The sequence below is a fragment of the Streptomyces sp. NPDC111744 genome, from assembly GCF_055634995.1.
Window position 1 is genome coordinate 57,910 of record NZ_JBVKCG010000024.1, and the last position, 12,486, is coordinate 70,395.

Annotated in this window: 8 protein-coding genes and 1 pseudogene; 3 read left to right on the forward strand and 6 right to left on the reverse strand. The window is 68.6% G+C overall.

Annotated features, from left to right (window positions below; genetic code table 11):
* The first annotated feature begins 663 nt into the window (after nucleotides 1-663).
* Entirely contained in the window at nucleotides 664-1,518 is an 855-nt protein-coding gene (locus tag ACZ7OO_RS36140) for an MHYT domain-containing protein (protein ID WP_471511546.1), read from the forward strand.
* A gap of 337 nt (nucleotides 1,519-1,855) precedes the next feature.
* Here ACZ7OO_RS36140 and wrbA read toward each other — a convergent pair whose 3' ends face one another.
* Entirely contained in the window at nucleotides 1,856-2,533 is a 678-nt protein-coding gene (wrbA, locus tag ACZ7OO_RS36145; protein ID WP_471511548.1) for an NAD(P)H:quinone oxidoreductase, read from the reverse strand.
* A gap of 773 nt (nucleotides 2,534-3,306) precedes the next feature.
* Here wrbA and ACZ7OO_RS36150 point away from each other — a divergent pair.
* Nucleotides 3,307-4,981: pseudogene (locus tag ACZ7OO_RS36150) on the forward strand (IS200/IS605 family accessory protein TnpB-related protein).
* 135 nt (nucleotides 4,982-5,116) lie between these two features.
* Here ACZ7OO_RS36150 and ACZ7OO_RS36155 read toward each other — a convergent pair.
* Nucleotides 5,117-5,920 carry a hypothetical protein gene (locus ACZ7OO_RS36155; RefSeq protein WP_471511550.1) on the reverse strand — a complete coding sequence of 268 codons (804 nt, stop codon included), beginning with the start codon at nucleotides 5,918-5,920 and terminating at the stop codon, nucleotides 5,117-5,119.
* 664 nt (nucleotides 5,921-6,584) lie between these two features.
* Between ACZ7OO_RS36155 and ACZ7OO_RS36160 the strand changes: the two genes are divergently transcribed.
* The gene (locus ACZ7OO_RS36160) at nucleotides 6,585-7,016 is read left to right on the forward strand and encodes a DUF6924 domain-containing protein (protein ID WP_471511552.1); all 432 of its coding nucleotides are present in this window, start codon (nucleotides 6,585-6,587) and stop codon (nucleotides 7,014-7,016) included.
* A gap of 353 nt (nucleotides 7,017-7,369) precedes the next feature.
* Here ACZ7OO_RS36160 and ACZ7OO_RS36165 read toward each other — a convergent pair whose 3' ends face one another.
* From ACZ7OO_RS36165 to ACZ7OO_RS36180, 4 genes are all read right to left on the reverse strand, one after another.
* Nucleotides 7,370-7,990: a GTP-binding protein gene (locus ACZ7OO_RS36165; protein ID WP_471511554.1), complete on the reverse strand. Its 621-nt coding sequence runs from the start codon at nucleotides 7,988-7,990 to the stop codon at nucleotides 7,370-7,372.
* 64 nt (nucleotides 7,991-8,054) lie between these two features.
* Nucleotides 8,055-8,408 (reverse strand): DUF742 domain-containing protein, encoded by a 354-nt coding sequence (locus tag ACZ7OO_RS36170; protein WP_471511556.1) that lies wholly within the window; start codon nucleotides 8,406-8,408, stop codon nucleotides 8,055-8,057.
* A 4-nt stretch (nucleotides 8,409-8,412) separates the two neighbouring features.
* Nucleotides 8,413-8,838, reverse strand: coding sequence for a roadblock/LC7 domain-containing protein (locus ACZ7OO_RS36175; protein WP_471511558.1), 426 nt, complete (start codon nucleotides 8,836-8,838; stop codon nucleotides 8,413-8,415).
* The gene (locus ACZ7OO_RS36180) at nucleotides 8,835-11,408 is read right to left on the reverse strand and encodes a sensor histidine kinase (protein ID WP_471511560.1); all 2,574 of its coding nucleotides are present in this window, start codon (nucleotides 11,406-11,408) and stop codon (nucleotides 8,835-8,837) included. The genes ACZ7OO_RS36175 and ACZ7OO_RS36180 overlap by 4 nt, the downstream gene beginning before the upstream one ends.
* Between the last annotated feature and the right edge of the window lie 1,078 nt (nucleotides 11,409-12,486).

Here is a 12,486-nt window from a genome sequence, read left to right on the forward strand (position 1 = left end):
AGAAGAGGACGCGGCGGAGATCGGATCCGGCGTTTCGGGGAGCGCGCAGACTCCGGCGCTCGAAGTGCGCGGATTCCGGGTCGGGCGGTGGGCGGCGGACTGTGTGTCTCGGGGCCGTTCGACGCGTGCCGTCGGGGGTTTTTCGCGCCGCGGGGATTTCCTGGCAGGGACGCAATCGCGAAGCATTCGGCGGTGTGGCTCGGCAGAGGCCCTCTTGAGGCGCGCCGGTGATGGATCTGCAGGTCAGCCGCGGGTACTGGCTCTGGTTGTGTGCAGGCTCGGGATCGTCCGGTACGGATTCCTCGGTGCGGCCATCACTCGCCGAAACTCCAAAGGGTTGTGTCAGGTGGCCGGATGGAGGCGCTGGGAACCGCTCCAGGGCTCAGTCCTGCCGACAGTAATTCGGGATTTGTTTAAGGGTCAACCGTGACCCGCACCACATCGTTTTGCGCCCCACCGTCGCGTATATGCGGCGGGTGACTGTAGAGGGTCTCGTGAATTCGGTCGACGGAATTTCGCGGCTGTCGTTCCTTGGGGCAATGAGAATGTCCGAAGGGGCATTCCCTGGAAGCTGGCGGGAGAGCATGGTTTCAAATGTTGAACTTGCAACCACATGGCCATCCCTGTAGCTCTGTCTGCACTCGATCATCACGAAGGGGTGTCATGTGCGGCACGGTCGACGGATTCAGTTATGGGTGGATCACGCCCATCGGGGCGTACATCACGGCCTGCCTCGGCGGTGCTCTCGCGCTGCGTTGCGTGACCCGCTCGCTTCTGGCGGAACGTTCCTTCAAGGCCGGCTGGCTCGCGCTGGGGGCGGTAGCGCTGGGATGCGGCATCTGGTCGATGCACTTCATCGGGATGGTCGGGTTCCACATCGTCGACGTGCCCATCGGCTACAACGTGCCGTTGACTCTGCTGAGCCTGGTCGTGGCCGTCGTGATGGTGAGCGTGGGCGTCTTCGTCGTCGGATACCGGGGAGCGGGGCGCGTCACCCTGGGACTGGCAGGGCTGACGACAGGTCTCGGTGTGGCGGGCATGCACTACATCGGCATGGCGAGCATGAAGTTCGAGGGAAACCTGGACTACCGGCCCGTCGTCGTGGTGGCTTCCGTCGTCGTCGTCGTCGCCGTGGTGGCGGCGACGGCGGCGCTGTGGGCGGCCGCGACCGTGCGCGGTTTCCTGCCCACGCTCGGGGCCAGTCTCTTCATGGGCGTGGCCGTCAGCGGCATGCACTACACCGCCATGGCCGGTGTGAGCGTCCACCTGCACGACCAGGGCGCGGTGGACTCCGGTTCGTCCCTGGCCAAGGTGCTGGTCCCGATGCTCATCGGGCCGGTCTTCTTCCTCCTGCTTGCCGGAGTCATCGTCATGTTCGACCCGCTGCTCGTCTCCGGTGAGGGTTTCGGCCACGGTCCGGCCGCGAGGACGGAGCGCAGGGGGGAGGGAGCCCCTTCGGCGTTCGCGGAGTCCGGTCGGCGCCACCGGCGGGACGCGTCCGACCACTTCGGCCGGTAGGCGGGTCGTCGCGGTTGCGGCCATCGCTGCAAGAGGGGCGGGTGTCGGGTCGCACGGTTCGACGGTCAGGAGGCCGGGCGCTGCCGCGAAGCCCGACGATGCCGCCCACGCGCTCGGCGTCCTTTGTGACTTCGCCTTCGGGTAAGGCCGGGTATATGGGCAGCGAGTCTCGGCGCCGGGTCGTGGCTCCTGCGTGGAATCAGCCGGCGCGGGTGCAAAGTGATGGCCCGCCCGTGCGCCGGGAAGGACGCACGGGCGGGCGTCGGTGTCCGGTCCGTTCGCGGTAGAGCGGAGCGGTCACGGTGCCTTGGTGCAGAGCCGCCACCAAGTGTTCGGCTCAGGCGGGGGACAGGCCGGCTTTCAGAGCGGTCGCGATCTGGACAACGCGCTCGGCCTGGATCCGGGCGGCCTCACGGGTCGTGTCGTCCACGGGGTTGTTGCCCTGGGCGTCGACGTGCGAGGTGCCATAGGGGTTGCCGTCGGCGAACTTGGAGGCGTCCGTGTAGCCGGGGGCGACCACGATGCCACCGAAGTGGTGGAAGGACGTGTAGAGGGCGAGGAGGGTGGACTCCTGGCCGCCGTGGGTCGTGGCGGACGAAGTGAAGCCGCTGTAGACCTTGTTGGCGAGCTTGCCCTGCGCCCAGAGGCCGCCGAGGGTGTCGATGAACTGCTTCAGCTGCGAGGCGATGTTGCCGAAGCGGGTGGGGGAGCCGAAGACCACGGCGTCGGCCCACTCGATGTCGTCCGGGGTGGCCTCGCGGATGTCCGCGGTGGCGGCGGCGTTGGCGGCCCACGCGGGGTTGGAGTCGATGGCCGCCTGCGGGGCCAGCTCGGCGGCCTTGAGCAGCCGGACCTCGGCGCCGGCCTTCTCGGCGTACTGGGCGATCTCCTTGCCGATCTCGGCGATGGTGCCGGTGGAGGAGTAGTAGATGACAGCTACCTTGATCGAGGCGCTCACGGCTTCGGTCTCCGTTTCCTTGGAGTCGGTCGTGCGGTTGCGGCTGAAGATGCCCATGGCGGGTCGCAATCTTGTGATTCCGTGCCCGCGTGCCGAGCACTCGTTCAACATTAAACAGATTGCTCGTTGAATGTTAAACGATGTGCCGGGAGATCCATCCCACACGGCGGGAGGGGGGGCATCGGGCTGGGTGCCGGCCGGGCGGTGGCCCGCAGCCGCGGCCGGGACTGCCTGACAGGTCGAACGACTGTGCCCGATGGGGCGGCTTGGTCGAATCGGCCTTGCCGTGCGCCGGTGACGACTGCAACGCTCGTGGAGCCGGTCCGGGGCGCCTCGCGTCAAACCCCGAAACCGGTCACGCGCGTTCGGCCAGCCCCGTGGATCTGGCGCGCTCCCACTGGTCGCGTCCCGGCGGCGGTGGGGTGCAGGTGGCCGTCTCCGACTCCGAGTGCCGACCGCCTGCCGGCTTCGCGCGTGTTCCGTCACTGTGGGCGGGCCGCACCATCCCCCAGGTGGTGCCGCCCCGCCTCACGCGCCGGCACGCCGGTTCCCTGCTTGTCGCCGCTTACGGCAGGGAGCCGGCTGTGCTCGACCGGTCATCGGGGCAACGGCGCGTCCGTTCCGCCGCGTTGGCATGCCGACGTTCCATCCCTCGGCTGTCGACGCGGTCACGGTGGTCTCTGCCTCATACGCCCCCCCGGAGGCAGAGACCACCGAGGGTTGTGAGCAGGTGGGATCGACGGCGCTTGAACGCGTTCTGGCGCGCATGAGTGGGCCTTGCGGGCACTGGCAGGCTCACTCAAGGCAGGGAACGGGAGTTCTTGCGTCGAATGCGTGACCTTTACCGTGGGTGGTCGTTGGGTGGGGTGACGGATTTTGACGGGACCGGGTCGGGGGTGCGGGCGGTGGCGGCGCCGTTCGTGGTGCCCGGTCCTTCGGGGGTCGCAGTCCGTACCCGGCTCAAGGGCCTGGCCGGCGACGACGTGAAGGTGCTGGGCCTGGTCGGTGACCACCTCGGGGCACTCGCCTCCCGTGATCTGAAGACCAGGTGCCCGGCCGGACCGGACCACGACAGCGAGCAGTGGGCGCGGCGCAAACGTGTCCTGCCGGGGAGTCCTCGTCCCGCTGGGCCGGTTCGGTCACGAAGGCCACCCACGACCAGTGGGCGCTCGCCCGGCGTGGTCAGCTCGCGCACATCCACAGCCTTCAGGCGGGGATCGCGACGATCGCCCACCGGCTGTCCCTGCCCCTGGGCGAGAAGGGCGGCAAACACGCTCCGGGCGGCTACCGCTCCCGCAAGGAATGGCACGCCAAGTCCCGCCGCCTGCACGTCCTCAAAGACCGACTGGAGGCGGCACAGGCCGACTGGCAGGCCGGTGTCGTGCACGTGGTGCGCGGCGGGAAGCGGCTGCTCACCACCCGCCACCACCTGGAGCAGGCGCATTTGACCGAGGAGGAGTGGCGCACACGGTGGCAGGCCGGGCGCCGCTTTCTCCAGGCCGACGGCGAGTCCGGGAAGCGGTACGGCAACGAGACCATCCGTGTCACCCCCGGCGGCGAGGTCTCCCTCAAGCTCCCCGCGCCACTGGCGCATATGGCCAACGTCCCGCACGGCCGGTACGTCCTCGCCGCAAAGGTGTCCTTCACGCAACGGGGCGAGCAATGGGCCGACCGGATCACCGCGAACCGGGCCGTCGCCTACTGCATCCACGAAGACACAGGCCGGGACCGCTGGTACCTGACCGCGTTCTGGACCCTCCCACCAGTCCAGACGGTGCCGCTGGAGACGGCGCGCGAACGGTCTGGTCGGCGTCGACACCAACGCCGACCACCTCGCCGCCTGGACCGGCACGGCAACCCGGTCGGCGAACCGTGCCGGTTCGGCTACGACCAGAGCGGCACCGGTCCGCATCGTGACGCGCAGGTCAGGCATGCCCTGATCTGGCTGCTGCACTGGGCCAGACGCCATCGTCTCGCGGTCGCCGTCGAGGACCTCGATTTCACCACGGAGAAGACCCGGGAGAAGCACGGCCGCAAGAAGCGGTTCCGCAAGCTGATCTCCGGCCTGCCCACCTCCCGGCTGCGGGCCCGGCTCGTGTCCATGGCGGCCGAACTCGGCATCCCCGTCATCGCCGTGACCCCGCCTACACCAGCAGGTGGGCGCCCCAGCACTGGCAGAAACCCCTCACCAGTACCAACAGGAAGACCACCCGCCACGACGCAGCCGCCGTGGCGATCGGAAGACGCGCCCTGGGACACCCGATCCGGCGTCGGACGGCACCGCCCCGCACCCACCAGAGCGATGGATGCGGGCATCGGACCGTCCAGGCCAGTTCGGTGGCCCCGGGGCGTGAGGGACACCGCCCCCGCATCCCCCGACCACGGACACGATCCGTCGGCGCCGGACGCGGCGCGAACGCGGTCGACCAGAACGCCCAACACCGTCCGGGGCGTTCGGCTGAGCATGAATCCTGGCAACAGGACTCACTCCCGCTCAGTCTCTAGGAACGGTCTGCCGTCGTACGCCCCCGGGACGTGCTCTCGCGCCGACGCCAGCCAGGGGAGCCCGCCCCGCCGCTGTCCTCGTGCTTTCGGTCGGCCTTCAGCGGTGTCTCCGGCCCCGCCGACGCGGGTCAGCCGTCACCTGACATCGACGTAGTCGGGTGTCGACGCGGCGCCGCCGGTGGCGGCGGACGCTTTGAAGGCCCAGCGCCAGTAGCCGTCGCCCGAGGCGGTCGTCGTCGTCTTGAGCGCGCCGGCCGAGTTCGTCCTGACGGTCTTGACCGTGGTGTACGTGCCGGTGCCGGCCTTGCGGAACTGCAACTGTGCCGACTTGCCGGCGAAGCCGGTGTACTTGTGCTTGACCCAGTCGGCGCGCGTGACCGTCCCGGTGACGGTGAGCCTGCCGCCCTTGGCGACTGGCTCCGGCGAGGCGTTCACGGTGGCGCGCGCGGCGCGTTTGACGTGGACGGTGCCCAGGCCGGTCAGGATCTGCTCGCCCTTGAGCCTGCCGCCGCTGCCCCACACGCGGGTCACGACGGCGACCGTCCAGCCGGTGGCGTCGCTGTTCGAGTCGAGGGTGTGGCGGGGTTCGACGGACAGCAGGCCGTCGCAGTCGGCGGCATGCGAGCCGTCCGGGGCGCAGTAGGCGTTGAGCAGGTAGATGCCGCCCTCCTTCGCGCCCTTCGCGGCGGTGGTGCCGTGATAGAGGAACGGATCGGCGTCCACGTCCGCCAGCTTCGGGCCCGCGGGCCACGTGAGGTGGAAGGTGACCTCCGGCGTCACCTCCGCAGACGTACCCACGACGACGGCCTTGCCGTTGTTCACGACCAGGTCGGATACCTTGACGCCCGTGGACGATGCCTCCGCGGACGGCGCGGTGAACGCCGTCAGAGCGAGCGCTCCCGCCAGCACGACCACGGAGCCGGACCTGCCTCGATACATGCGACCTCTTTGCTGATCGGAAACTGTCACGGTCTGGCACGGTGCGACGAGGACTCCGTCTCACCGGACACGATCACCTGTACGACATCACCCGTGGGCTGACTGCCGCAGGCGCGGGACCGGGTCATGCCTCTACGGGCACACAAGCTGCCCATAGGGCGATCCTTGTAGTGCCGCAGCGTCGTGCAAGAGCTCACAAAGCGCCTCCCACCAGGCACTTGACGGCAGGACGATGTCCTCCGCGGCTCCTGGCCCGGTCGCACCCGTGGCATCCTGTCGTGCGGGCGTAGGCGGGAGCGACGAGGCGAGTCGAGCTGTGGGTTCAGTACGGCGCTCCCTCCCGCCGCTTCTCTCATCCGCTGGCCGCACCACGCTTGGCGAGGTCCTCGACCAGCCGGTGTGCGCCGGACACCGGAGCATGGAAGCGGGACGGACGCTCACAGCGCGGACACTGGCGCACGACGCCGTCCTGCTGCGGATGGCGGGAATCGTCGGATGCCGGCCGGCTGGCGGGGACCTGGGGCACGGACCGCGGGGGCCCCAATTCCGGCTGTCTGAACGAGCGACGGATCGCCCGCCGGTCCTGGCAGCCACCCCACCACCCAGATCACCCCGCACCTGGCTCGACCGCCCGGTGCCCGTCGAACACCGCATGAGGAGAGAGATGCCGAAGAGCCTGCCGCAGACGGAGAACACCCTGCTGATCCGTACAGACTTTTCCGATCAGGCAGCGTGGCAGGCACTTTGTACAGCCGCCACCACTCCGGACGAGGAGGACTTCGTCGCCAATGTTCACATCGTGGACGATCCTGCCTACAGCGATCTGACCACCGAAGAGGTCGTCTCACTGGCGCCTCCCGGGGGCTTCCTGATGATCGTGGCCGACAAGACCGCCCTCACCGCGCCCGGCATGCCCCTGCTCGCGGTGCAGCCGTTCGACGAGGAGGACGAGGACACGCCAGAGCATGGGCATGACGAATTGCGCGTCACGGTCGCAGAGTTGTCGGCGATCGAGAACAACATCTCCATCGGCAACATGGACTGGGAAGAGTTCGTCGAGGCTGCGGACGAGGACGGTGTCTTCCGCGGCTTCTGATCATCGACGGCCGGTTTCCACGACGCACGCGTCGGCCCGCACGCCCGCGTGGTCGCGGACCGGCCGCACGAATGGCCGCCGGCCCCGTGACCGCCGGTGGCGGGGGACAGCTCCCCGCCACCCGACGGAGTTCGAGGTTCGCCCACGACACGGGTGAGACGACCGCGCAACTCGTCGTGACGTACCCGGCCCGTCGTCTTGGCGGCGATGGTGCCGGCGAGGGCGGGCTTCGGGTCATGCGCCGCTTGGCGGATCAGAGCGGTGACCGCGCCGGAGTCGGTCGCCGTACACCGCGGTGATCGCGCACTGGTGTGTCGAGGGGCAGGCACCGTCTGTCCGGCTCGGCACCGTCGTCAGGAAGTCCTCTCACCCGGTGCAGCGCGTTCCTCCATCGCCAGCGCATGCTCCAGCGCGCTGATCAGCAGATCCCTCACCGACCGGCGCTGACGCGCGTCGCATATGACGACAGGGACGTCCGGATTCAGGTCCAGGGCGGCGCGCACCGTCTCCTCCGGGTATGTGCGTGACCCGGAGAAGGAGTTGACGGCGACGACGAAGGGCAGTCTCCGGCGCTCGAAGTAGTCGATGGACGGAAACGACACCGGCAGGCGCCGGGTGTCGACGAGCACCACCGCGCACAGGGCGCCGGCGGCCAGCTCGTCCCACATGAACCAGAAGCGGTCCTGTCCGGGGGTGCCGAACAGGAACAGGTCGAGCTTGTCGTGGATGGTGATGCGCCCGAAGTCCATGGCGACCGTGGTCGTGGCCTTCAGCTCCACCCCGTAGGTGTCGTCGATGCCGATGCTTGCGCGGGTGAGAGCTTCCTCGGTGTGGAAAGGGGTGATCTCGCTGATCGTCGAGACGAGGGTGGTCTTCCCGGTCCCGAACCCTCCCGCGACGAGGATCTTGACTGCTTGGGGCAGGTCGTCCGGGGCAAGCGGCGGCGTCTTGCCTCTTGGCACGATTCTGCTCATGACCGTTCCATTTCTCAGCCGAAGGATGTCGGGTAGCGGCGCCGTCCGGCGCGGATGATCCGGCTCACAGGGCCCGCAGGCCGGTGAGGACCTCTCTGATGAGCTGCGGGCTGGGCCGCTCGCTGGGTTCGCGCACCCTGATGGCCCCCATGTCGAGCAGGTCGCCGAGGAGGACCCTGACCACACCGATCGGCAGGTTCGCGCCGGCCGAGAGCTCACTCACCGACACCGGGTGGCGGCACAGGCCGAGGAGCCGGGTGTGCTCGGGCTCGATGTGGATCCACCCGTGCAGTGTGTCCACCAGCGCGACCACGAAAGCCACCAGGTCGAACACGTCGTGGCGAGCCCGGGTACGTCCTCGTACCAGGGCGTATGGACGGACCAGCGGCCCGTCGTCCACCCAATCGCTGTCGCTCATGTCATCAGCCGATGCCGTGCTTCTGCTGGCCGCGGGTGTTGACGGACAGGTGCTGGCCTACCCGCTTGACCAGACGCGCCATTTCGTAGGCGACCGCGCCGATGTCGGAGCCCTCCGGCGTGAGCACCGTCAGGCAGGCGTTGTCGCCCGCGGAGCAGACGAAGAGATAGCCGGCCTCCATCTCCACCATGGTCTGGCGGACGGCGCCGCCTCCGAAGTGGCGGCCCGCGCCCTTGGCGAGGCTGTGGAATCCGGAGGCGACCGCGGAGAGCTGCTGGGCGTGCTCCAGGCTCAGTCCGTCGGACCCGGCCACCATCAGTCCGTCGGTCGTCAGTACGACGGCGTGGGCGATGTCGGGCACGCGCTGGACCATGTCATTGAGGAGCCAGTCCAGATTGGAGGAGGCCTCGGCAACGATCGGCTGGGTCATCTGAACCTTCCATCTCCTTGGTAGTGATCGCCGGTGGACAGGCCGGGGACGGGAGACACACCGGTGTCGGAATGCTCCCTCCGCCCTCGTGCGGTGCCGTGTTGAAGCGCGGCCATCAGCGAGCGGACCTGCGGGGGCCGGCCGGCTTCCGTGTCGGAGCCGTCCGCGGCCAGGTCGACCTCCCAGCCGGTGCTCGCGGGGACTGGCCGGCTGCCGTCGGACCCGGCTTCTCCTGGGGGACCGAACCACGACGTGACCCGCTGCTGCGCGGGCCCGTCGACCGGGGCCGGCCGGCCGGTGCCGGATGACTCGGCCCAGTCCATGGGAGCCCTTCCGGCGGGCGCGTATGAGTCGTCCATGAGCTGCGGGGCGAGGTTGGCCTGCCGCACTCGGCGAGGCAGCCCGTCGATCATGTCGGGCGGTGCGGTCGGCGAGGTGCGGTCCGGGGCGTGCCAGACCACGTCATCGGTGTCGGCGTCCACCGGGTGTGACACCGGCCAGGGATCGGGTGACGGAACCGGTGCGCTGTCGTTCCAGGAGCCGAGAGGAGTGTGGTCGTGGTGGTCGACGTCGCTGGATTCCCGGGCGGCGGTCGGCGGGGCCGTGGCGGCGTGCGGGTTGCGCTGCCCGAAGGTGCGCGCGGGCAGGTGCGCCTTGCCCGTGTCTGCGGGCTGCTGCGGCTCGATGCCGGCCGGGCTCTCTTCGACCAGCGAGTAAGGGATCAGGACGACGGCCGAAACACCGCCGAACGGTGACGGGCGCAGTGTGATGCTGATGCCGTGGCGCCGGGCCAGGCGGCCCACGGTGACCAGTCCCAGGTGGGTGCTGTCGAGGAGGCTGATGTCCTGCGGTGAGTTGATCTGTGCGTTGGCGGCGTGGAGGGCGTCCTCACGCATGCCGAGGCCCCGGTCGTCGACTTCCACGATCACGCCGCTCGCACCGGTGCCCATGCTGACCCGCACCTCGCTGTCGGCGGGTGAGAAGTTCTGGGCGTTTTCGATGAGTTCCGCGAGCAGATGGATGATGTCGGCTGCGGCCTGGCCCTTGATGCCGATGGGGGGCACCGGCAGGACGACGACCCGGGCGTAGTCCTCGGTCTCGGCGACCGCGCCGCGGACGACGTCCACCGCGGGGACCGCGTGCCGCCAGATACGTCCGGACGCGGCACCGGAGACGATGATCAGGCCTTCGGAGTAGCGGCGCAGCCGGGTGGCCAGCTGGTCGAGGCGGTAGAGGCCGCTGAGGATCTCGGGATCGGTCTCGCGCTTCTCCATGGCGTCCAGCACACCGAGTTGGCGGTGGACCAGGCCCTGGCTGCGCCGGGCGAGGTTGAGGAAGACGTCCTTGATGCCCTGGTAGAGGCGGATGTCCTCATGGGCGAGTTCGACGGCTGTGAGCTGCAGTGCGTGGAAGGCGTCGCCCAGGCGGGCCATTTCGGGGTTGACGAACTCGGGGCGCGTCATGTCCGCGGCCACGTCCACGCTCTCGCCGCGGCGCAGCCTGCCGACGACGTCGCGCAGGTGGTCCTCGGTCAGGTTGCGGGCGGACTCACGCAGTCGGCCGAGGTCCATCACCAGTGAACGTGCGATCTTGACGGACATGGCCACCGACGCGACCAGCGCGATGAGCCCGAGCAGTCCGGCGGTGAGCAGTTCGACCAGAGCATGACGGGCCGGAGGGTCGGTGAGAGTGAAGACGACGTCGATGTCACCCAGGGCCAACTCGTTGCTGGTCGTCCAGGACTGGTCGTACGCGGCGCGCCACTGCTTGATGGAGAACGGCAGTTGTCGTGCGCCGGGGCCGGCCGCGATGACGCGTTGTTCCATGGCCATGACCTGCTGGAGCGGGCCGCCGTCCGCGGCGAGCTTCTCGAACGGGGCGCGCTGGGCCGGGGGCAGGCCGGGCATGGCGAGGGCGTTGAGGTAGCGCTCGGTTCCGGCGTCCTGGACGAAGGCGCTGTACGCCTCCGGGTCCAGTCGGTGCTGGGGGCCGGCGGCCGCCGCTGAGATCAGTGCGTCTTCCTGTGACAGGGAGTCGCCCGAGAGGACCAGCGTGAACAGCGCCAGTCCGAGGTCCTGGGCGTCGGCGGCCGGCAGGATCGTCATGCTTCGGAACGCGTCGGAGATCGCTGCGTTGATGGCGGAGTAGGAGGCGAGCACCTTGGTGCTGGGCGCTTTTCCGGTGTCGACGCCGTGTCGCAGTTGCGCGATGGAGCCGAGTGCGTGCTCCGCGGTGTCGACGCTCTTACGCACACGTGCGGTCTCGTCGTCTCGCACGCTGTTGTTGTGCGCCTCTGCCGTGAACTCACCGATGGCCTTGTCGGTTGCGGCACGGCTTTGCTGGAGGTCGTCCGCGGCCGTTGCCGGGGCCTTCCCCACGGACGCCTTGTCCGCGGAGGTCTTTCCCGCGGCGAGCCGGATCAGCGATTCCCGCCGTTCGACCTGGAGGGATATGACCACGTGGCCCAGGGGATGGGCCAAGTGGGTGCCGATCGTATTGACGTGCGCAAGCGTCAGGGCGTTGCCCAGGGAAAGGTATGCGGCGTAGGCCCACACTGCGGCCAGTGACATCAGGGGGAGCAGCAGCAGCGCTGTCAGCTTCCTGCGAATTGTCGATCCACGCGTTTTCATGAGGGGTCGCAAGCTCCATGGAAAAGGCGGTGCCCACCCTCCGGGCGGTGGCTACACGGCCAGCGTCCGTCAGGAATTTGGTTTTCGTTCATCTCTCCGCGAAGCCGGCCGACCTTCGCCGAGGAGAGCGAATGCTGTGCCAGGCATCGCGAAGTCAGGAGTGCGGCGCAAAGCGCCGTTCCAGCTCGGCAAAGGAGGACGTATGCGTTACTTCTCGGTCGAGGCCTGCGTTCCGCATCACCGGATACTTGCGCGCAGAAACCCCGCCTCAAGACCCGCGGGAAGCGTACCTGAATTCCCAGGAAGTGAATATGTCTGGGGCCGGGGGATGGGGCTGAGTGTTCAGCTTCCTTCTTCGAGGGGGGCTTCACTTCTGGCGGATTCGTCGCCGAACGCCCGGCGGTCGAGCCGTTTCGCAGTCAAATGATGGGTTTTGGTACGCCCGATGAGATGTTATGGCATGTCCACTACACTTTATTTCTCGAACGCCTACTGTACTTTCGGGAAAGGACTCTTCCCTTTTGGTCTCGCCTTTCCATGCGGCTCGGGGGGGCGACGAGGGGGAGCCGACTGCCGGGATCCGGCCGGCCAAGGCCTGGGGGCCGGAGCCGGGGCCCTGGGAGCGCTGGCTCGAAAAGATGGCTACAGCGGATCTGTCGAGCCTTCAGCTCGCCCTTGACTGCGACAAGTCGGCTGCCCTGGCCAATGAGGAAACCTCCCATAACCTCACCAACAAGCCCTTGTGCCGCGTGCGTCGACCTGGCTGAAAACATTCGCTCGCGAGGTAATCGCCCTGTTGCCGGACGGTAAATCGGCACGTGACTGCCATGGCCCCGCGGAAGCCGGGCGCTGCCGCGGTCGCCGGATTTCGGACAATGATCTCCGCAGTGGTGACAGTGAGCGGACGCGCTGACACGATCCAACGCGACGTGCGGGAATCGGCCGCACGCAACCTCCCGGAGACCACGAAGGTCTCCGACGTTCCCCGTCCCAGCGGCCGTTTCCGGCCGGGCACAAG

Bases quoted from the DNA above. Each gene is read 5' to 3' on its own strand.
- ACZ7OO_RS36170 (WP_471511556.1), bottom strand. From the start codon at position 8,408: ATGAGCGACAGCGATTGGGTGGACGACGGGCCGCTGGTCCGTCCATAC.
- wrbA (WP_471511548.1), bottom strand. From the start codon at position 2,533: ATGGGCATCTTCAGCCGCAACCGCACGACCGACTCCAAGGAAACGGAG.
- ACZ7OO_RS36155 (WP_471511550.1), bottom strand. From the start codon at position 5,920: ATGTATCGAGGCAGGTCCGGCTCCGTGGTCGTGCTGGCGGGAGCGCTC.
- ACZ7OO_RS36180 (WP_471511560.1), bottom strand. From the start codon at position 11,408: ATGTCACTGGCCGCAGTGTGGGCCTACGCCGCATACCTTTCCCTGGGC.
- ACZ7OO_RS36140 (WP_471511546.1), top strand. From the start codon at position 664: ATGTGCGGCACGGTCGACGGATTCAGTTATGGGTGGATCACGCCCATC.
- ACZ7OO_RS36160 (WP_471511552.1), top strand. From the start codon at position 6,585: ATGCCGAAGAGCCTGCCGCAGACGGAGAACACCCTGCTGATCCGTACA.
- ACZ7OO_RS36175 (WP_471511558.1), bottom strand. From the start codon at position 8,838: ATGACCCAGCCGATCGTTGCCGAGGCCTCCTCCAATCTGGACTGGCTC.
- ACZ7OO_RS36165 (WP_471511554.1), bottom strand. From the start codon at position 7,990: ATGAGCAGAATCGTGCCAAGAGGCAAGACGCCGCCGCTTGCCCCGGAC.